Raw genomic sequence first — 19,675 nt, 5'->3', positions numbered from 1 at the left:
GCTTTTGGGTAGGTTAGCGTGAGTTTTTGGGTAGCCTACGGTGAGCTTTTGGGTACCTGCTTTTCATAAAGTATGGTGAGTTAAAATTGTTGCCAAACTCACCTGTTGTATTATGGTGAGCTTTATAAAAAAATGACTCACCTTTAGAGATATACATGTCACAACCCACTGTTTCTGAAGAAAAATTTCGTACTATCACCCAAAAAGGTAAAGGAGATCCCTTTACTCCCTCACGCTATGGTGAAATCGTTAAACCAGGTGAATTAATAGATATAGTAGAACTCAATCCACTCACGTTGACCGATAGGCGTACATACAATCTTCTGATCGCAAATGCTTGGGATCGTATTGGGGAGCCGGTAATTCATCGAATTTCTAAATCTGATTTAAAAGGCACACATCAAGGCAATGAACGTATTGAAGCTTCTCTATTACGGTTAATGGGTACGATCGCTATCGTTACTATTCGCAAGGCAGGAAAAAGTTACAAGCGTCGTGTTCAGCTCTTAGGACCAAGTGACGAAAGTCTTGAGAAGGATGGTTTTCTCCATTATCGTATTCCAGCAGAATTAATCGAAATTCTTCGTAGTAGCGAGGTATATGCTCGCCTTAAAACACAAGTGATGTATTGTTTTGAATCAAAGTACTCACTATGTCTTTATGAAATGATCGAGCGTAGGATTGGTTTAGAATACAAACAAACTGAAGAATTAACAATCGATGACATTAGAGGACTTCTAAATGTACCCGTAGGTAAATTAGAAAGATTTGCTGATCTTAATAAATATTGTCTAAAAGTAGCTATTGGGGAAATTAATAGTATATGCCCTTTTTATGTAGATTTTACGCCAATTAAGAAAGGCCGAAAGGTTGAAAAGATCATACTTCATTGGTTTCCAAAAACATCTGATGGCAAACGTAATGCTCAAGGATTGATTGAACAGCACAAAGTTGTACGCCGTGCCAAAATGCGCGGGCTCGCTGCAGAACTGCCTGTTTTAATAGATTTTTCCACACCGAATGAAAAGTGAGTACATACCCCAAAACTCACCGTTAATAATGCTTTTATCCAGACATCATTTTTATATCATGTTCACACATTTCACATAGGACCTCCTCAAATAGGAGAACTCACCAATCAAAACTCTTCCATTACCCAAGCGCTTGGGATAATATCATGACATGCCGAATGTCCTACGAATTAACGGTTTTCGCGTAGTCATTTATACATGCTGATCATGTCCCCATGCATGTGCATGTTATTGGTCCGGATGGAGAAGCAGTTATTGAAATCGCCACCAAGGCACGTTTGATCCGTGTAGTCGGTTTTAAAGATAAAGCTATTCAGGCCGCACTCACGATCGTTGAAGATCACGCGGAGATGTTAGCTGAGGCGTGGGAGGATATTCATGGTCAATAAAACTGAATATAAGGTTGCACGAAAAGCGTGGGATACACACCAGGCTCTCGTACCCCATGCAATCTCTGCCAAATTTATTCGCACACGCCGTGCTTTACATGTCGTTCTGTCTAACGGCGTTGAAATGACTGTGCCAGTAGATTTACTACAAGAGCTGCATGGAGCCGCACTGATAGATCTAGCCGAAATCGAATTAACTCCAGCTGGAACAGGACTACATTGGCCCCGCCTTGACGCAGACGTTCTCGTTGAGGGGTTAATCCACGGAGTTTATGGATCAAAGAATTGGATGGCTTCCCATATGGGTCGATCTGGCGGAGCATCGACGAGCGTAGCGAAAGCAGAAGCTGCTAGGCGTAACGGCGCCAAGGGAGGACGCCCTCGGAAAGTAGCCTAAAGCTTCTCTAAAAGGACAACTAATAGCGTTGACCTCGCGTACACTCACAACAGATCACCGAATTTTTCGTCGCGTGCCCCATCTCTCAACAGGGGACATACCATTGTCGTCGAACATACGATCAATCGCATCGAGTAATAACGTTTGTACAGCCGCGTCCTTATCAACAGCCAAGCGTCGCAAACGCTTATGATCATCGGGCATAAGATATAGCGTCATACTCACTGCGCGCTTTTTGATGTCTGGTTTTGGCACTACAGGCAGGTCTGCTGCGGCTTGGATAAGAGGTTTATCATGGAATGCCTCTTGCGGCTGTCCTTTACCTGGGGTGGCTTTAAAACTACCAAGATCAACAGAATCAAATCGAGGTCTCTTACTCATTTTTTCGCCTTATAACCTGATCGGTTTTTCACCTTTTCACCTGAACGCTGTTTCGGCGCAATATCAATACGATCACAAATGACAGACCAAATCGTACTGATTTCCTCAGTTGCAGTTCGTTCATTTTCATAACCAGTCGATCCAGTCGATGCTGCGCGAGGATAAGCTGCTCGTAATGTCGTACGCCCTAAAACAGGGGCGTGACGTGCGAGAAGCTCCGTCGCTTCAGCAGCGTCTAAGCTACGCTTCCCTGGTGTTTGCGTAATGACAAAGGTCATATCGACAACACCTCGTAACAAACGCATAATTGGACCGACAGCATCAAGATCGTCAATATTTGGTCGCGTTGGCACAATCGCAAGATCGGCAACCCTAGCTACCTGTAGGATACGCTCATTTACAGATGGCGGACTATCAATGATCACGAGATCAAATGTCTCACGTAAACTCGAAGCACTTACCTCGATTTTTTCGACTGGCACTTGCAATAATGTTGGGTTTTGATTTCCGATATTATCGGCTGTACGGCGATTCCACCAATTCGTTAGACCTCCTTGCCCGTCTAAATCAATCAATCCAACAGACAGCCCTTGGGAGATAGCTACTGCACATAGCTCCCGACATGTCGTCGTTGCACCAGCACCACCTTTTAGTTTTGTAACTAAGATAATCTTGCTCATTTTCGCCTCATAACACGATCCAGTTTTCAGGTGAAAACGTGATAGCTGTTTAACGGTTTAAGCCGATTGATAACGCACTGCATACTCTCTTCTTTATTGGCGGATTAGCTTAGTCAGCACCAGTCTGTTTTTTTGGGTGGGACACACATAAAAATATGCTGTTGTTAATGACCTGAAACAAGGATCGCGTTATCAGGTGAAAACACGATCCTTGTTTCGTCTTAAGGCGACCTTTGTGGGGATGGATCCTACATGAGCCAGGAATACACGGATGACACCCGAGAATAGGTCGTGTGAGAGCGTTAGCGACGAGTAGAACGAAGAGATTACGGGCGGCAGAAAAGACCGAGACGCACCTATGACATCCCCCGGGAGAGCGGAATTTCTGCATGAGTAATTTCAAGGAGCGCCATTTATACATTTCTTAGTCGATGATGGATAGATTGGGCTTATATAAATCATAAATAGCATATAAAATGATTGATATAACCTCGGAGAATCAATCATGCGTTGGAATTGGCAGCGTCCAGACTGGCCGTGTTTTCAGTTTGAGAAAAACTGCTTGCGCGACGCTGAAACGAAATTCCTAAGAGGTTCAGGCGTCATCGTGGGTGCGATGCGGCATCTGGACACAGGTGCTAATCAACAGCTTGTCGTTCAGCTTATGTCGGAAGAAATGGTCGAAAGTTCCGCCATTGAAGGCGAAGTGCTTGATCGGGCGAGTGTACAATCATCGATTGCTCGACACTTAGGGTTCGCTGCAGACCGGCGCCGTTCTACTCCCGCTGAAGCGGGGGCCGCTGAATTGATGGTCGATCTCTATCAACATTATGCCGCACCGCTAACAGACCAAAGCCTCTTTGTTTGGCATACCATGCTTATGAACGGTCGGCGTGATTTAGATGTTATTGGGGGGTATAGGGTGCATGCTGAGGCAATGCAGATTATCTCAGGCCCTATCCATGAACCACACATCCATTTCGAGGCTCCACCCTCTCAGGCTGTGCCTTCTGAGATGGCACAGTTTATTCTTTGGTTTAATAGGACTGCCCCAAGCGGGTCTGAACCTTTGCCCGCTATAGAACGCGCTGCAATTGCCCATCTTTGGTTTGAAACCATCCATCCTTTTGAAGATGGCAATGGCCGTATCGGACGGGCCATTGCTGAAAAAGCATTAACGCAAAGCCTTGAAGGACCAACACTGACCGCTTTGGCAGCAACCATCAATACGCACAAGAAAGCATATTATCTCGAACTGCACCGAGCCAGTAAAACGAATCAGATAGAGGACTGGATGATCTGGTTTTCTCAGATTGTTCTGGAGGCACAGTCTCAAACACTTCAGAAAATCCAGTTTTTGATTGAGAAGACGCGTTTTCTGGACCGCTGGCGGGGGAAGCTCAATGCTCGACAGGAAAAAGCCATTCTTCGCATGTTGGCAGAAGGCCCTGATGGGTTCCAGGGTGGTCTGAGTGCTCAAAATTATCGGTCCATTACAGGGGCGACGTCAGCCACCGCCACGCGTGATCTGGCCAATCTCGTGACACTCGGCGCTCTTCATCGAACGGGAGACAATAAATATGCTCGGTATTCGCTCTGTCTCGGATAACTTGGGGGGCCCTGTTGCAAAGTTAGGTTTGGGTTGAGTGGATCTCTCTGTTTTGATTTTTAAACGGTGTAAACTCCGAATTGTCTTTCAATGAGACGCACTTCTCCCATGATCCCCTCTTGGAACTGGAAGAATTTGGCCTGTCCCTTTTTTAGTGCGCGCATGGCCTCAAAACCTTTGATCGTCGCATAAGCGGTTTTCAGGCTTTTGAAGCCACGGACCGGCTTGATTAGTTGTTTCAGCTTGCCGTGATCAGCCTCAATCACGTTGTTCAGATACTTCACCTGACGGTGTTGCACCGTATCGGGAAGCTTACCGTTCTTTTTGAGTTCGTTGATGGCTATGCCGTAGGTTGGGGCTTTATCCGTGTTGATTGTCTCGGGCTTCTCCCACTCCCTCAGGCCGTTCAAAGCTTTGCCCAGAAAGCGTTTTGCAGCCTTGGCGTTCCGGGTTTGTGAGAGGAAGACATCAATCGTGTCACCGCCTTTGCCGACAGCCCGGTACAGATACGCCCATTTCCCTTTCACCTTGATGTAAGTCTCATCAACCCGCCAGCTGCTGGAAAAGCCCGGGCGTTTCCAATACCATCGAAGGCGCTTTTCCATCTCAGGCGCATAGCGCTGGACCCAGCGGTAAATTGTTGAATGATCAACACTCACGCCCCGCTCGGCCAGCATGGTTTCAAGGTCGCGATAGCTGATCCCGTAACGGCAATACCAGCGCACCGCCCATAAGATCACCTCACCCCGAAAATGACGACCCTTGAAATCACTCATATCAACCGCCCCACCTCAAGACCAATACGGTTTCAGGCAAGAGATCAAACTTTGCAACAGGGCCAGCAAGCCGTCCATTTACGGAGCAACCTGTTCAGGATGTTTATAAAGGGGCCAATTAAGCCAACGAGTAAGGCCCCCATTAAGAGCCGCATTAAGAAAATCAACTGAGGTGCACATAACTGCGCCTTCGGAGAAGGCGGTAGGTAAATTTTCGCGTTGCTGCTCATTCGTTAGAAGCATGAAAGGATTATCCATACTTCCGATTTCGCCGGCATCATTAATGATTGATCCTTCAATTGCATTAGCAATCTTGTAGGCAAGATTGACAAATTCCATTGTAAAACCGCCTCTAAAAATAAAAGAAATACCTTCTACATAATCTTTTTCATATAAATCATCTGCCCATGATTCAACAAATGATCCATCACTAAGTTTTATATATTCATCACCTAACGTATAACTTGCATTTTCTTCTTTTAATACGTTTAGTATTATTTCTGATTTAATATCACTTGGTAATTCTTCTTTGAATTTGTATATATAAACACTGTAAGGCATTTGTATCACCTATGGTTTTTAAATTGGTTGTTTGACTATAATGCCCCCAATTTAGCGGATGTCATCCCCTAAACACACTAGGGGTGATGTTTGCGTAGGATCTCTATCCGTGTCCGCAAACGGACGATTGCGGACAGGAATAGACATGATGTCCGTAAATTATATAGACAGATTTTCGAACACATCGTATATTTCGGACATTATATTTGGACGAAATTCTTCTATGCCTCGTACTTTTGCTTATGTCCGTGTCTCGACAGTCGGACAAACAACCGAAAACCAACTACAGGACATCAAAGCCGCCGGTTTTCACGTCGAGCCACATCGGATTGTTACAGAGACAATCTCTGGCAGTACCCCTATTGCACGGCGACATGGATTTTCGCGGCTTATGGACCGGTTAGAAACCGGAGACATTCTGATTGTAACCAAACTCGACCGTCTCGGCCGCGATGCAATTGACGTCAGCACCACCGTCAAAGCGCTCACAGAAATGGGTGTGAGAGTTTATTGTCTGGCCCTTGGAGGAGCAGACCTCACCAGTTCATCTGGCACAATGACGATGCAGGTGCTCAATGCAGTTGCCCAGTTCGAACGGGATTTGCTGATCGAGCGCACGCAATCTGGTCTCAAGCGAGCAAAGGCAGAAGGAAAGACCCTAGGACGGCCTTCGATGCTCAACGAAAAGCAGAAAAAGGACGTACGTGCCGAATTAGAAAAGGGGACGAGTGTCTCAGCTATTGCTCGAAACTTTGCGACAAGCCGACAGACGATTATGCGGATTCGGGATGAACATTTGTCCGCCATGTGAGTTTGGTGCGCTGACTGATCACCTCCGGTAACCTCACTTATTACTCCAATGAATAGGCAGCTTTTTGGGGAGAGCGGCCTATCTGCTTTGTGGCGCAAAAATTTGGAAGCGGACGTCTCCACCAATCTCAGGGCGGTTCATTGACATTACTCATGTCAAACCTCTTGGTGTTTACGCTTAACTAGGCAGGCATTCTTTGGATCATAGACATAGCTGGTGATCGTTCCATCCTTGATCTTCTCCACTGCATCATTAATCACGAACAGCGGCACAAGGAACCATTCGCGCGGGATGACGGGGTTGCCGAATCTGTCTTCGATCTGGATATTCAGTCGGGCCGGATCGAAGATGCGGTGGACTATTTTTTCGAGTTTTGTCCGGCTGATATTGAACAGATTGTAAGTCGCTACGACCTCCACGTCCGCTAACAGAAATGTCGGATCGAGTTTAGCGTTGGTGATCCGTTTTGCAACGTCTCCCCCAGTTACGCCAATCTTGTGGACCAGGTCTTTGTTGGCCGCGACAGTGGGATTGTCGGATTCACTTCTCAAAACGTAAATAGTTCCGCTTGCAAGATCGTCTTCGTCGTTTTCTCCGGCGAACAATGGCCCGGCACTGGGTTCTGACACTCGGCGGCTAGCTTCATCTTTGTAAAGCGCACGCTGAAGGGAACGAAGCAGGATGTTGCTTTCGGTTCCATTGGAATAAATGACGCGGAGACGGGCATCACTCTCACCATTAGGTGCTCTGAAGGTCTCACCAATCTCGGCAACATATGCTGTCTGACCACCGAGAATAAAAAATTCTCCTGGTCTGATGTCAGTTTTCAGGAGGCCGGCTTCTTTCCGGATAGGGCGTGTAATGCGCGTCCCGATCTCGATGTCTTTCTGGATTGCGTTGAATATCGGCTTGAAAGTGTCGAAATCCTCACAGCGCTCCCGGTTGGCGATTTCCTCGGCTGCCCGCTTTTCGGCGGTGGAGCGGACGTGGCGCAGTTCAGTGATTGAATTCTGCTCGATGCCGTTCACGCCGAGCATGGAAAGCAGTTCATCGTCGCTTATGTTTTCATCGATCTCGTCAACAACAACAGCGTTGGACAGAATGCCCTGATGATCCATAGGCAGAAGCAATGCCATGCAATCGGGTTGCGAGCGAAGCCTATCGAGGCGGACTGCATATAGACGCTCGAAAATGTCGTGACCTTCCCCATTGCGGGGAGAGCGTCCGTGTTTGTCTACAAACTGCTGGATTTCCTCAAACCCAGCTATAATGCGCTCTTCTTTTGGAGTTCGGGAGGATTCTTTCTTTGTCTCGACCTCAATGCCCAGCGCTGACAGGAGAGCATCATCCTCCTCGGTAAAACCTTTAGCCACGAGCCGCCTCCGCCTTCATGCGGGCAAGGAACGCGACGCCTTCGGCCATGCTTTTCTCCCAGGGGTCGGTCGATGTTATGGAGGGTAGCCGTCCACGTTCCTGCATGAACTTCAGCGCTCGTTTAGATAAAATACGCGCTTCTTCCAATGTCATCGTCGCACGTTTGGCACCGATTACGGCCGCAACCTGTTTCAGACTCTCTTCGCTCATTGCTTTAGCCAGGATGGAATAAGCCTCACCAAACGGATTGATGCGATCAATCAGATCAATGTCCAGTTCTCGCACGTCCATTGCGAATTTACGTACGCCATCGATCAGGGCCGTGTTGGCTCCTGGTTCTCCATCACCACTCGTCGCGGTATGAGCAGCCTGTTGCGTCAGGTTCAGAGCCGCGATGGCGTGCTGTCGAATGGCCTCCTGATCTTCCTCATCCAGTTCGGGATATTTGTCTTTAATGATTTTTCCCATACGGGAGATCGTCAATTCCTCCGGAACGAGTTCTTTGTCGAAAAGCCCACGTTCAAGAGCGGTCTTGTCTTGCACGAAAGCAGTGATGACTTCGTTCAGGTCTTCCTGGCAGATACGGGTTGCCTCTTCGCTTTTGGGTTCGGACAGCCCCTTGATCTCGATCTGAAACTTTCCTTTCTCTTCGTTGAACCCGACATTGCATTTGTCCTGTTGGTAGCCGTCGTCGCCATAATCGAAGCCGTCAGTCGGTTCGTTGGTTGATGCTTTCGATCTGAACTCGAAGCGGGGGGCGAGAACCTGTTCCATCAGCAGACTGGCAGCGATAGCCTTAAGGGTATCGTTCACGGCCTCGGTTACGGCTTCTTCCGAGGCATCTGGCTCAGCGATCAGGTTGGTAAAGCGAGCGCGGGTTTTCCCAGGCGCATCGCGGGTAGCGCGTCCTATGATCTGGATAATCTCGGTCAGGCTGGATCGATAGCCAACGGTGAGCGCATGTTCGCACCAAACCCAGTCAAAGCCCTCTTTGGCCATGCCCAGAGCAATGATGATGTCCACATGGTCGCGGTTGTTTTTCTGAGTTGGGTCTTTCAGTGCGGTAGACACACGGTCACGCTTGTTCTTGTCATCGTCCACCAGATCAGCGATCCGCAACGTCCGGCCGTCTTCCGTTTTTACCAATTGAAAGCCGGTGACAGGGTCGGCCCCTTGCCAATCGCCAAGTTCCTCGATGATGTGCTCCACTTCCCTCATCTTGTCCTTCGTGCTTTCGCGCGAATTGACGCTGGGGATGTGAATGATGGTTTTTTGCTTCGGGTCGAGAACCTTCAGAATGTCGTCAGCGTAAGACCCGGAATAGAAGAAATAGCCGATGTCGAGATGCTTGAGATACCGATAGCCATTTAATTGCTCGTAATAGGTGTAGGTTACGGTATCAAACTTGGCCTCGTCCTGAGGAGATAGGACATCGACCGCGTCACCCCGAAAATATGAGCCGGTCATGGCGACGATATGCACTTTGTCACGGGCAATGAACGCGCCAAGGTGATGACCCAGTTTGTTGTCTGAGTCGGACGAGACGTGATGGAATTCATCCACAGCAATCAGACGATCGTCGAAAGCCTCAACGCCGAACCTGTCCACGGCGAAGCGGAAGGTGGCATGCGTGCAGACAAGCACCTTGTCGTCACTCTTCAGGAACGCTTCGAGCGAATTGACCTTGCCTCCGTTATCACCGCCGGCTGCATCACACAGGTTTCTTCTGGGATCTACGTGCCAGTCTTCCCAGAAGCCGAACTGGGTCAGAGGCTCGTCATGGAAACTTGCGCCAATGCTTCTTTCAGGCACGACGATAATGGCCTGCTTCAGTCCCTGGTTGGCCAGTTTATCGAGAGCGATAAACATAAGCGCCCGGCTTTTACCCGAAGCTGGAGGAGACTTGATAAGAAGATATTGTTCGCCGCGTTTTTCATAGGCGCGTTCCTGCATAGGCCGCATCCCCATGGCATTAGCCTTGGTTGAACTACCATTGGCCGCGTAAGAGACAGAGACGGAAGGGACGGATTGAGTTTTAGTATTCATCAGGCTTTTACCTTCTTCTTCGATCCGGTTCCGGCGGTCATTTTGGTATAGAGATCGAACAGCTTCTCCAACCGTTCTGTGTCATTGCGGAAGCAACGGCCGATGTAGATGCGCTCCAGCACTTCGTCATTACGGTCGTGCGCCTCTCGCAAATCGGCGGGCATTTTTTCGGGGTCATACAGTTCCGCAATGGTGGCTGGGAAATGCGCCGCGCGTGCCAACAGGATGTCTTCAGCACAACGGGTCAGGTCGGCTTTCATCTTGTCGGTCAGGACTGGAACAGGGAAGGTGTGGTAGCTAATAGTAGGCGTATATCGTATCCCTGATCCTAACCGACCAGATACAGCCGTGATCCATATTTTGTGCATGCGAGATGATAGTAACGAGAACAATTCATTGCCAAAACCATAAACTAAATAAGCAAGATTAGTAACCATAACTCCTTTTGGAATTAGAAGGGGCGTCACATACGCACGATCTTCTGGAGTAACCGAAGGGATGGCAAGTGCTCTCTCATCTTTATGGCAGTATTGGGCAAATCTATAAGCTACATTTGCGTAGCCATTTGTCGTTTTCGCGGTAGATTCTAATCGGAATTTTTTTACTGCCATGACGCGCTTGTGAATTGGTGGAATGAGAGACCATACCTCGCGGTCCCGTTCTTCTAAGTTGAGCGCCATTCTCGGCACACCGTCTATAATCTCTTTCGTGCCATATAGGGCTACCAAGAAGCGATCTGAAGTCGGATAAGTATAGAGTAACTGCCTAGCTTCATCACGGGTCATAATAAGGTTACCATTATCCCGCGCCATATTCCCCATTATCATTTTGGGAAGGTTTTTCGATATAGGAGTTTCTGCCGTCCTTACGACGACATTTGGTCCGTTTGTTATGTAAGGAGATATATTAGCGACGTCTCTTTTTTGTATTTCATCAAATATGAATTTTTTTTCATTAGGGTACGGAGAAACACCGACAATCGTCACGAAAACGCCAGCGTTATTTGATGCGTTATTTGCCCATTTGAACGGTGTATACGCGAAAAAAATTTCTTGGCCACTACTCCAAATGCGTGGCCAAATAAATTGAACTTGCTCTCCTTGGCAGATTGAGCTTGTTGCCACCAGAGCAAACCTTGCCCCCGTGTTCTTACAGTATTCTGCCGATTTTAAAAACCATCCAGCCACGTAGTCAGCATCTTTAAAGTCAGGATGACTTGAAAATACAAAAGTAAGATCAGATTTTTCAAGTGGGTCTTGTTTTCTCGCACCTTTATATGGCGGATTGCCGCAGATATATGTCTCTCCTCCTTCATTATCGAAGTCGATCTGTGGCTGGTCTAACCGGGGAAATAGATCGTCCGCTCTGTGTTTTACTTCAGTTCCGGCTGATGGAAAGACACTTAACCAGTCCAACCGAAGAGCGTTGTCACAAATAATCCAGTTTTCTGCGTTCAGCGGAAGAAATTCGGCCAAGGCCAGCTGCTGACCACGATACAGCACATCGCATTGGAATTCGGCGATAATGAGCGCAAGACGTGCAATCTCGGCAGGGAAATCACGCAGTTCGATCCCCCGGAAGTTGGTCAGAGGAATCTCTGATGGACGGTCAGCTTCCCCGCGACGACTGTTGATCTCAGCCTCGAGAGCCCGCATTTCCTTATAAGCGATGACAAGGAAATTTCCGCTTCCACATGCTGGGTCAAATACTCTGATCCTTGCTATACGCTTACGTAGGTTCAGGAGCATCCGGGTATTGTCGCCGGCCTCATCTAGTCGTGCCCGCAGGTCATCCAGAAAGAGAGGATTCAGCACCTTGAGGATGTTGGGAACGCTCGTGTAGTGCATACCAAGAGCGCCACGTTCCTCATCATCTGCCACAGCCTGGATCATAGACCCGAAGATATCCGGGTTGATTTTTGTCCAGTCGAGAGCGCCGATATGGATAAGATAGGAGCGGGCGATCTTGCTGAAGCGAGGCACATCGGGGCTGCCCGAAAATAGACCGCCATTAACGTATGGGAACCTATCGGCGTAACGAGCAATGCCCGCTTTCTTTCGCTCTACCGTAGGGGTATTCATTGCCCGGAACAGTTCGCCGATCACCTCGTGGGTGTTAGACGAATCTCGCTCGGTCATTGTATCGACTGTGTTTGTGAAAGAGTGACCTTCCTGGAAAATATCCGTGTCTTCGGCAAAAAAGCAGAAGATGAGCCGGGCCATGAAATGGTTCATGTCATGACGGCGGTCAGCAGTTCCCCAGTCGGGATTGTCCTTCAACAATTCGACATACAGCCGATTCAGCTTGCTGGTCGCGCGAATATCGAACGAATTTTCGCGGATTGGTTTGACCGTCGTGATGCCGGCCAACGGAAGGAACGTGCCGAAGTGATTCGGGAAGTCCGTATAGGCACAGGCGACGGTCTCGCCTGTATCCAATTCCTCCGCCTCGAAGGTCTCTCCATCCGTCGTCAGGATGAACTTAGCCTTGGCTTTAGACGTGGCTGGGCTACCCCGGAGGGCGGTCAAAGTCCGCGTCACCTCACCGGGCGGGCAGGTCGCAATATGGATGTTATTCCGCTGGAGGACACCGCCTGGGATGTCAGAGGCATTGGTCGAGCCTTTGCTGGCCCGGAGACGCTTGATAGTGGTGTCTTTGTTGCCGAAAGCCAGGAGGAAAAGGTAAGGGAATTCTTCCGCATCAAATGGTTGCTCCGCCAGCGCGGATACGGCTTCTTCAATTTCTACGGCGTTCATCGCCTCTACCTAATCCCGTTCTTATACAAGGAGATAGCATCGCTGTGCCCTGAACGGCGCGGAATGCTTGCTCCCTAAACTTTACATATCCCGAGGCTATACAAATTTGGATTACAGGGCCATGCCTTTGGCTGCAGCTTTGTGTTGATTGTTCCCAATCTGGTCGCCTGCCGCCGATGCAAGGGCGGTCTGCGCGTATTGACCGGGAAAGGAGCTCGGGATCGAGCGTGTTACTCTGTACCGCTACGTTGGCCCAAGGAGAACTCAGGGACTACGGAAAGCGCGCCCTCAGCTTAGCGTAGGATTTCGCCCCCTACTGCAAACGACCCCATTTACCGCTGCGCAAACGGGAACGGACCATGCAAAAGTGCCGATCCCCCGGAGGATGTCAGCGCTTCGTCTCCATTTGCTCTTCTTTACGCAATCTCTTCGTTCCACCGTCTTCCCTATCAACCGCTCTTTCCAAACACTTCTTTCGTGTCCAGGCGTTTGCCCAATGGAAAAACGCGGCAGCTCTCAACGCCTAAAATCACTCAATCCTAAAGGCACTCAAGCACCTTCAGTTAACGTGACAGCACCCATCTGAAACATAGAAAAACTGGGGTAGCGGCGTCCTTCACCTAACTTTGCAACAGGCCTTCAAACAGCTGGATTGTCCTTATAGTGCCGCAAAAGAGCCGCAGCAGCATCGTAAAAATATTGGTCGGGGTGCTTCTCACCGTATGCAATCAAAAAGTCGATATCACGAGCACATCTTTCGCCGGCGTTTCCTATTTGAATGAGCGATGCCCCGTCCTTCGTCCTGTTCTCATTTATCGCCGATACAAGCCCCTGATACCAACTGTAATAGCAGTGTTTCATCATCTCTGCCCTCGACGAAAGTTCTGTCGTTGAATCGTAACTCTCCTTTCGAATATGGCTCAGAAAAGCGGCGCATTTCGAAGAGCCCGCACCATAAAGTATAACCCCCGATCCAATAAATTTCGGTTGTGTTTCGGACGTGGGCAAGGTCTCAGCTTCGCCGGAGACAAGCCCGCCTTCCTCATCCAATTCGTAATATTCTCCATTATCGCCGATGACGTCCGCATCAAGACGAACTGCTAGCATCGCCATCTTACGAATGAGAGGCTCATCAGGATTTTTCGCGACAATCTGCCCATCAACACACCAAAGAGTAGAGCCACCCTCTTCCCCATCAGGGTGGGCAGTCCAGAGTGCTGTATCGACGCCTTGGTCCGCCGCATTCTCCGGAATAACAAATTTAAGATCTGGGTCACGCCTGATAACCTCGAACCACTCATCAAGCGTAATCTTAGGGCCGGGCTTTCTCGAAAAAAGCGGACTGCGTGTAATCTCAACATCATACCCCATGCGTTGCCTCTCCTCTTAACGTTCAAGACTACGTGAACGCGTCACGATTCTGTTCCATCCCATCAAGCACATCATTGCGGCACCTAATACCCTTTAATGATTCTAACATCGCCTGCGTCTCCGAATACTCCGGCGTTCATATCGACGCGGATACAGGGCCGATTGCCGGACCCGCAGCGTTGCAACGCCTGCAGCACGCCACTTTCTTTGAGGTCGTCATAGTTTACGCGCATCTGAGCGATGTCATGCTTCAGCGCGTCACGCTCCTGCGCCAGTCGCGTGATCTGCCAATTGTCCCAGGCAGAAACCCCCGCCCCCAACACCCACGCAAAACCCGCCAGCCCCATCAACACCAGCCCCACACGGGTTAACACCCGCCATTGCGCCCAAGAGACCAGCTGCATCAAAGCATGCTGTGCCTGGCTGGCGTAATGCGGCAGATGCGTCAGACTGGTCTCCAACTCATGCACCACAAGCTGGGTGGCCTTAAAGACATCACTTTGCACGGCGTCCATCGCCCGGCCCACTTCGCTGCGCGTCGCCAGCCGCATGTCTTCCTGCCAGGCTGCACGCTCACTCTTCAGCGCCGCCCGCTCCGCCACGAGGGCTTGGCGCTCTTCCGCCAAAGCCTGACACGCCTGCTCCACCTGACGCTGATGCCGCTCGGCAATCTCCATCATGCCAAAGAGGTGACGCTCCCCCTCACTCACCATGGGCTTAACCCCGGTGCATAATCCCGCTCCTGTGTCCGTCGCCGCGTCGGCTTCCGTACCATTTCCGGTGCCCGCTCAGACCGGATCTCCCGAGCCTGTTCCTGACGTTTTTTGATGATCATACTGTACCGCATGACCTCCTCCTGCTGCTGCTGCAACGTGTTGTCCAGCGCCCCCACAGGCTGCGCACTTTTCAACACATCCTCTAAAACCCTGCGGCTTTCGCCCTGCACCACCACCGCCAGCTGATCACGCACCGCGCCCCGCCAAGCGGATGCGCTCCCGTCCATCAAGCCCCGCATCTGCGCCATCAGTCTTTCGCGCTTTTGCGCGGTGTCAGACGGTTCTCCCTCACAGCGCTCCATAACCTCCTGCCAGGCACACCAGGCGCGCTCCCACGCCTCCAGCCACCCGGAGGCACAACGCTGATGCTCCTGATCCAGACGATCTTTCTGCCAGGCCGCACGGAACGCCGCTCGCCCTTCCTGCACGCGGCGCTGATCGGCTTGGTGCTGTGCTAAGCGCGCACGCATATCCTCACGCCCCTGCGCCACCACCTGCGGATAGTCCAATGTTGTGTCTTTGAGCCGCTCACGTGACAGCTTGGCTCTTACCCCCGCAGGACCACCCAGATCGTCTTGCGCCCAATGCAGATCAACCCGCTCGCGATGGCGCGACAGCGCCACATAGGCGCTATGACGGTCCATACTGGCCGTGGCGAGAAGCTGCACCTGATCAACGGTCACCCCTTGGGCTTTGTGGATGGTCGCGGCATAGCCATGATCCAGCGCATCATACTCCCACAGCCGCACATCCACTTTCCGCCCTGTTCCCGGCCCATCCGGGCCATCGAGCTGGATGACCAGCACTTTCCGCGCCTCATCCGCACCAAACAAGCCTCGCACCGTCCCCAGCGTGCCGTTCTTCACCCCCAACGCGCGGTCATTGCGCAGAAAATACACCCGATCCTCATGCACAAAACACCGCTCGCCCAGTGTTGTCAGGACGGTCATTTCCACATCCGGATCCAACGCGCCCCTCTCCTGACGAAGACGGCGTGCGGCCTCGTTCAAGGCCCGCACATCCACCCGCCGATGCGCGACCATAAGGCTCGTCTTCCCCGGATGGACCTGCTGCGCCCCATCCCAAGCCGCCACAACGGCCTCACGCGCCGCTTCCAGCGTGTCATGCCCGTGCACATGCCCTGCGGCTGCATAGCGCTCCAACGCGGCAATGGTGCGCCCTGTCGCCAGCTCTTGGGTTGCCTCCGCCTGCCAGGCCACTTGCTGCCGCCGCACGGTCGTAATCTCAGCCGATCCAACCCGCTCGACCACCGCGCGGAACGCCCCACCCGCGTCAATCGCTTGGACTTGCTCCGGATCCCCCACCAGAACCACTTTGGCACCGGCTGCCTGCACGGCAGATAAGACCCGTTCCATCTGACACGAGCCCACCATGCCCGCCTCATCCACCACCAATACATCGCCTGCTGCCAGCACATCCTGCCCCCGCGCCCAGCCATACTCCCACGACGCCAATGTCCGACTGACGATCCCCGAGCCCACCTCCAGCCCTTCGGCAGCAATACCCGAGAGCGCCGCCCCACGCACACAATACCCGGCCTGTTCCCAGGCCTCCCGAGCAGCCATCAGCATGGTGCTCTTGCCGGTCCCGGCATAACCCGTCACGACAGACAAAGCCCGGGCTTTGGTCACCTCACCTACGGCCAAGGCTTGTTCTTGCCCCAAGGAAGAGGAACGCATCGCCGCCTGACGCACCGGCAAAGACACCGCATGGCTCTGCCTGCGCCCCAAGGACAGCGCGGTCTCGACCAGGCGCTGCTCTGTCGCCACCATGCTGCGCGTCGAGAACCGTTGGCGCCCCCGCGCATCATCTCCCAGCCTCACCAACTCTGAAGACGCTTCAATCCCCGCCAGAACCACGCGGAATTGCTCCGCATCCGCCGTGTGGCGATGCACGAAGCGCGCGAGATCCTGCCGCGTAAAGGTGCTGTGCTGCTTGGTGAGTATGGCCAGTGCCAGAGCCGGATCCTGCGCCAGTAGCACACCATTGCGGCGGGCAATGGCCTGATGCTCGGCGACGCGCTCGGCCGCATCGCCCCGTAGTCCGCGGCGCATCCCGGCTGGACCTATTTTGTTCTGGGGTTCCAGCGCAATGCCTTGCGCGGCAAAGGAGCGATGATCCACCCGAAGATCCAAATCCAAAGCAGCGAGATGCGCATTGACCAGATCCGCCCAATGCTCTCGCCACTGGCACAACAAGGCCTTGTCATTCCAGGAACGGTCTTTGGCACCAAACCCATCCGCATTTACCCGACGGGTGGTCAGCATCACATGGGCATGGGGCTTGGCCAGACCATCTGCGCCCTGATCCCAGTGCACATTGAGATCCGCAATCATGCCACGCGCCACAAACTGTGCCTGCACAAAGTCACGGGCCAGCGCGATCCCTTGGGCCGGTGTCATCTCACGCGGAATGGCAAACTCCACCTCACGCGCAAGCTGCGCATCTTTGCGCTTCTCCGCCGCCTCGACCGCATTCCACAACACGGACCGATCACCAAAGCGTTCTGGTGCGGGATTGGGCAAGATAATCTCTGAATAGATCACGCCCGTTTTGCGGGTGAAGTCATGCGTGCGTTGCAGGCGCTGATCTTCCAATGCTGCGCCTGCCCGATAGGCGGCTGCAGCCACGGCACTGCGGCCGGTGGCACGGCTGATCATTTTGACCGAGAGATGATACAGCGCCATGGCGCTTAGAAGCTGTCGAACAGAGCACACGTCATGCCATGACGTATAAGCGCGCACTTGCTAACGAAGCGTAAACGGTTGGTCGATCATAAAGGGGACGTGATGGGTGGCGCGTAGCGCCACGGTGATCTGTCTTAACCTTGTGACCAACGGAGGCTGTGCGATGCGCAAGCCGCGAAATATTGATACCGAACTCAAAGCCCTTCAGGAGAAGGCCAAACAGCTCAAAGCACAACGTACTCAACAGCTTGGCGAACTTATTGTCGCGACAGGCGCGGATACGCTCTCGGTTGAAGCGCTGACAGGCATTTTGCTGGCCGCGGTGGAACAAGCAGCGGAGAAACCTGAAGCGGTGGCGAGGTGGGCCGAACGGGGCAACGCATTCTTTCAGACACGAACACCCAAGAGCCGCCGACGCCAGGCAACCGGACAAGATCCATGCACAGCTGAAAACGCTTGAGCAGCATCAGCATCGACAGAGTGCACGGATCGCTCGGCATCAGACACGAAAGGCGCGAACGGATATGCGCGATTGGGTGAAAGAACGGCGGGAGCGCACACGGCATTTGATTGAGCTGGGCGGGCTTGTGCAGAAAGCGGGTTTGAGTGCGTTAACGGCGGATGATCGTGCGACTTTGCTGGGTGCGTTTTTGGAGATGGCGGAACAGCTGCACGGTGAGGGCACCACTACACCGACGGAGCTGAAAACACGCTGGCGACGACGGGGGCTCAATCGCTTCCGTGCAGAGCGGGAGGAGCAAGTTCTCTAAGACCAAGACTAAAATCTCATTTCACAAATGCAACACAATGTATCATCAATATGACTGTGCCGTGTCACTGCCTTGGAGGGCTTTGTGGATTTTCCTCAATTACCAAAATCGTCTTCAGTTAATCCCCTGAAATGGGCGACCATCGTCATGGTTGCGGGAGGGGCATTGCTTCTGCTCAATCCGTTTAAACAGATTGCATCGGGCTATTGCGGTATTCGTTTGAACTTTGGTTCGGTCCAGCCGGTAGCACTGACACCGGGACTGCATTTTGCTCTGCCGGTCTATCAGCGGATTGAAGAGGTTTCGACACAACCGCAAACGATAGCATCCAATGAATGGGCGGCCACGCATGATCTTCAGGACGTGCATACGACGGTTTCAGTGACATTTCATATCAACCCTGTCGATGCACCCTCGTTCTACCGGGATTTCCGGACGCTGGAGACCCTTGAGAAGCGGATCATAGGCCCGACAGTGTCGAATGACGTTAAGGCCATCACAGCGAAGTATAATGCGGAGGAGCTCATTACGAAGCGTGATGTGGTGGATAGCCAGATCAAAGAGCTCATCATTGCTTCTTTAGTGCCCTATCATCTGAGCATTGAAGCGGTGAACACGGCGAATTTCACCTTCTCTCCTGCCTATTCGCAAGCAATTGAAGCGAAACAGGTGGCGCAGCAACAGGCCTTGCAAGCACAATATACGCTGCAACAGGTGCAAATCTCTGCACAGCAGCAAGTTGTGCAAGCGAAAGCACGTGCGGATGCCGCGATTGCAACAGCTCAAGGACAGGCTCAAGCCTTGTTGGTCACGTCTCAGGCTGAGGCTAAAGCGAATACGGCCATTGCTCAGTCTTTGACACCGGCATTGTTGCAGCAAAAAGCGCTGGATCGTTGGAGTGGGACACTCCCAACTTATCTCAGTGCCGGTGCGCCTTTGCCCTTTATCGCTAATACCCCTCTGTCGGGGAAATAGCAGAACACAAAGATCATCTCAGGACATTATGATCTTTCGTTTTGATTGATCTTGAGATGATCTTTTTTTGTGGGTGTTGTTTTGAATAGTTATCCACAGTGATTTTTACCCAAAAGCTCACTTTTTAGATTCAAGATTCTATGATTCTTTTAGATTCAAGATTCATCCTTAAAAATTTCCCGGAAATCTAACAGAAATGGTCACTAAAAGTGAGCTTTTGGGTAGGTTAGCGTGAGTTTTTGGGTAGCCTACGGTGAGCTTTTG

General features: G+C 51.4%; 18 protein-coding genes. 8 read left to right on the top strand and 10 right to left on the bottom strand.

Annotated elements, in window-relative coordinates:
* Positions 1-155: 155 nt before the first annotated feature.
* From KB213_RS11625 to KB213_RS11615, 3 genes are all read left to right on the top strand, one after another.
* The gene (locus KB213_RS11625; RefSeq protein ID WP_249110548.1) at positions 156-1,031 is read left to right on the top strand and encodes a replication initiation protein; all 876 of its coding nucleotides are present in this window, start codon (positions 156-158) and stop codon (positions 1,029-1,031) included.
* Between the two features lie 215 nt (positions 1,032-1,246).
* Entirely contained in the window at positions 1,247-1,420 is a 174-nt protein-coding gene (locus KB213_RS11620) for a DUF4160 domain-containing protein (protein WP_211683324.1), read from the top strand.
* On the top strand, positions 1,410-1,817 hold the full coding sequence (locus KB213_RS11615) for a DUF2442 domain-containing protein (RefSeq protein WP_211683321.1): 408 nt from the start codon (positions 1,410-1,412) through the stop codon (positions 1,815-1,817). Before KB213_RS11620 ends, KB213_RS11615 begins: the two co-directional genes overlap by 11 nt.
* Before the next feature lie 54 nt (positions 1,818-1,871).
* Here KB213_RS11615 and KB213_RS11610 read toward each other — a convergent pair whose 3' ends face one another.
* Entirely contained in the window at positions 1,872-2,198 is a 327-nt protein-coding gene (locus tag KB213_RS11610) for a ribbon-helix-helix domain-containing protein (protein WP_211683319.1), read from the bottom strand.
* Positions 2,195-2,878, bottom strand: coding sequence for a ParA family protein (locus KB213_RS11605; RefSeq protein WP_211683317.1), 684 nt, complete (start codon positions 2,876-2,878; stop codon positions 2,195-2,197). The genes KB213_RS11610 and KB213_RS11605 overlap by 4 nt, the downstream gene beginning before the upstream one ends.
* Before the next feature lie 505 nt (positions 2,879-3,383).
* On the opposite strand from KB213_RS11605, the gene KB213_RS11600 reads away from it, so the two are divergent.
* Positions 3,384-4,487 (top strand): Fic family protein, encoded by a 1,104-nt coding sequence (locus KB213_RS11600; RefSeq protein WP_211683315.1) that lies wholly within the window; start codon positions 3,384-3,386, stop codon positions 4,485-4,487.
* A 59-nt stretch (positions 4,488-4,546) separates the two neighbouring features.
* Here the strand turns inward: KB213_RS11600 and KB213_RS11595 are convergent, their stop codons facing one another.
* Complete coding sequence (locus KB213_RS11595) at positions 4,547-5,263, bottom strand: IS6 family transposase (protein ID WP_211683313.1); 717 nt, start codon at positions 5,261-5,263, stop codon at positions 4,547-4,549.
* A 78-nt stretch (positions 5,264-5,341) separates the two neighbouring features.
* Positions 5,342-5,824: a hypothetical protein gene (locus tag KB213_RS11590; RefSeq protein WP_211683312.1), complete on the bottom strand. Its 483-nt coding sequence runs from the start codon at positions 5,822-5,824 to the stop codon at positions 5,342-5,344.
* 223 nt (positions 5,825-6,047) lie between these two features.
* On the opposite strand from KB213_RS11590, the gene KB213_RS11585 reads away from it, so the two are divergent.
* Positions 6,048-6,635, top strand: a complete 588-nt coding sequence (locus KB213_RS11585) for a recombinase family protein (RefSeq protein WP_211683310.1) — start codon at positions 6,048-6,050, stop codon at positions 6,633-6,635.
* A 155-nt stretch (positions 6,636-6,790) separates the two neighbouring features.
* On the opposite strand, the gene KB213_RS11580 is transcribed toward KB213_RS11585, so the two are convergent.
* The 6 genes from KB213_RS11580 to traA all read right to left on the bottom strand — a co-directional run bounded on the left by KB213_RS11580 (position 6,791) and on the right by traA (position 17,666).
* The gene (locus tag KB213_RS11580; protein WP_211683308.1) at positions 6,791-8,008 is read right to left on the bottom strand and encodes a GIY-YIG nuclease family protein; all 1,218 of its coding nucleotides are present in this window, start codon (positions 8,006-8,008) and stop codon (positions 6,791-6,793) included.
* Positions 8,001-10,055 carry a DEAD/DEAH box helicase gene (locus KB213_RS11575; RefSeq protein ID WP_211683306.1) on the bottom strand — a complete coding sequence of 685 codons (2,055 nt, stop codon included), beginning with the start codon at positions 10,053-10,055 and terminating at the stop codon, positions 8,001-8,003. Before KB213_RS11575 ends, KB213_RS11580 begins: the two co-directional genes overlap by 8 nt.
* Positions 10,055-12,811: a class I SAM-dependent DNA methyltransferase gene (locus KB213_RS11570; protein ID WP_211683304.1), complete on the bottom strand. Its 2,757-nt coding sequence runs from the start codon at positions 12,809-12,811 to the stop codon at positions 10,055-10,057. Before KB213_RS11570 ends, KB213_RS11575 begins: the two co-directional genes overlap by 1 nt.
* A gap of 639 nt (positions 12,812-13,450) precedes the next feature.
* On the bottom strand, positions 13,451-14,182 hold the full coding sequence (locus tag KB213_RS11565; RefSeq protein ID WP_211683302.1) for a hypothetical protein: 732 nt from the start codon (positions 14,180-14,182) through the stop codon (positions 13,451-13,453).
* A gap of 83 nt (positions 14,183-14,265) precedes the next feature.
* Positions 14,266-14,862 carry a hypothetical protein gene (locus KB213_RS11560; protein ID WP_211683300.1) on the bottom strand — a complete coding sequence of 199 codons (597 nt, stop codon included), beginning with the start codon at positions 14,860-14,862 and terminating at the stop codon, positions 14,266-14,268.
* A gap of 26 nt (positions 14,863-14,888) precedes the next feature.
* Positions 14,889-17,666, bottom strand: a complete 2,778-nt coding sequence (gene traA, locus KB213_RS11555; protein WP_211683298.1) for a Ti-type conjugative transfer relaxase TraA — start codon at positions 17,664-17,666, stop codon at positions 14,889-14,891.
* 163 nt (positions 17,667-17,829) lie between these two features.
* On the opposite strand from traA, the gene KB213_RS11550 reads away from it, so the two are divergent.
* From KB213_RS11550 to KB213_RS11540, 3 genes are all read left to right on the top strand, one after another.
* Positions 17,830-18,126, top strand: coding sequence for a conjugal transfer protein TraD (locus KB213_RS11550; RefSeq protein WP_211683296.1), 297 nt, complete (start codon positions 17,830-17,832; stop codon positions 18,124-18,126).
* A gap of 64 nt (positions 18,127-18,190) precedes the next feature.
* Positions 18,191-18,436, top strand: a complete 246-nt coding sequence (locus KB213_RS11545) for a conjugal transfer protein TraD (protein WP_211683294.1) — start codon at positions 18,191-18,193, stop codon at positions 18,434-18,436.
* Positions 18,437-18,520: 84 nt separating this feature from the next.
* Positions 18,521-19,411 carry a prohibitin family protein gene (locus KB213_RS11540; RefSeq protein ID WP_211683292.1) on the top strand — a complete coding sequence of 297 codons (891 nt, stop codon included), beginning with the start codon at positions 18,521-18,523 and terminating at the stop codon, positions 19,409-19,411.
* The last annotated feature ends 264 nt before the right edge of the window (positions 19,412-19,675 follow it).

The organism is Neokomagataea anthophila (assembly GCF_018122595.1).
GTDB lineage: Bacteria > Pseudomonadota > Alphaproteobacteria > Acetobacterales > Acetobacteraceae > Gluconobacter > Gluconobacter anthophilus.
Note: the sequence above shows the minus strand (reverse complement) of the source record. Positions and strands in the feature narration are given on the sequence as shown.

Excerpts from the sequence above, each read along its gene's own strand:
- KB213_RS11625 (WP_249110548.1), top strand. The coding sequence starts at position 156 with ATGTCACAACCCACTGTTTCTGAAGAAAAATTTCGTACTATCACCCAA.
- KB213_RS11620 (WP_211683324.1), top strand. The coding sequence starts at position 1,247 with ATGCATGTGCATGTTATTGGTCCGGATGGAGAAGCAGTTATTGAAATC.
- KB213_RS11615 (WP_211683321.1), top strand. The coding sequence starts at position 1,410 with ATGGTCAATAAAACTGAATATAAGGTTGCACGAAAAGCGTGGGATACA.
- KB213_RS11610 (WP_211683319.1), bottom strand. The coding sequence starts at position 2,198 with ATGAGTAAGAGACCTCGATTTGATTCTGTTGATCTTGGTAGTTTTAAA.
- KB213_RS11605 (WP_211683317.1), bottom strand. The coding sequence starts at position 2,878 with ATGAGCAAGATTATCTTAGTTACAAAACTAAAAGGTGGTGCTGGTGCA.
- KB213_RS11600 (WP_211683315.1), top strand. The coding sequence starts at position 3,384 with ATGCGTTGGAATTGGCAGCGTCCAGACTGGCCGTGTTTTCAGTTTGAG.
- KB213_RS11595 (WP_211683313.1), bottom strand. The coding sequence starts at position 5,263 with ATGAGTGATTTCAAGGGTCGTCATTTTCGGGGTGAGGTGATCTTATGG.
- KB213_RS11590 (WP_211683312.1), bottom strand. The coding sequence starts at position 5,824 with ATGCCTTACAGTGTTTATATATACAAATTCAAAGAAGAATTACCAAGT.
- KB213_RS11585 (WP_211683310.1), top strand. The coding sequence starts at position 6,048 with ATGCCTCGTACTTTTGCTTATGTCCGTGTCTCGACAGTCGGACAAACA.
- KB213_RS11575 (WP_211683306.1), bottom strand. The coding sequence starts at position 10,055 with ATGAATACTAAAACTCAATCCGTCCCTTCCGTCTCTGTCTCTTACGCG.
- KB213_RS11570 (WP_211683304.1), bottom strand. The coding sequence starts at position 12,811 with ATGAACGCCGTAGAAATTGAAGAAGCCGTATCCGCGCTGGCGGAGCAA.
- KB213_RS11565 (WP_211683302.1), bottom strand. The coding sequence starts at position 14,182 with ATGGGGTATGATGTTGAGATTACACGCAGTCCGCTTTTTTCGAGAAAG.
- KB213_RS11560 (WP_211683300.1), bottom strand. The coding sequence starts at position 14,862 with ATGATGGAGATTGCCGAGCGGCATCAGCGTCAGGTGGAGCAGGCGTGT.
- traA (WP_211683298.1), bottom strand. The coding sequence starts at position 17,666 with ATGGCGCTGTATCATCTCTCGGTCAAAATGATCAGCCGTGCCACCGGC.
- KB213_RS11550 (WP_211683296.1), top strand. The coding sequence starts at position 17,830 with ATGCGCAAGCCGCGAAATATTGATACCGAACTCAAAGCCCTTCAGGAG.
- KB213_RS11545 (WP_211683294.1), top strand. The coding sequence starts at position 18,191 with ATGCGCGATTGGGTGAAAGAACGGCGGGAGCGCACACGGCATTTGATT.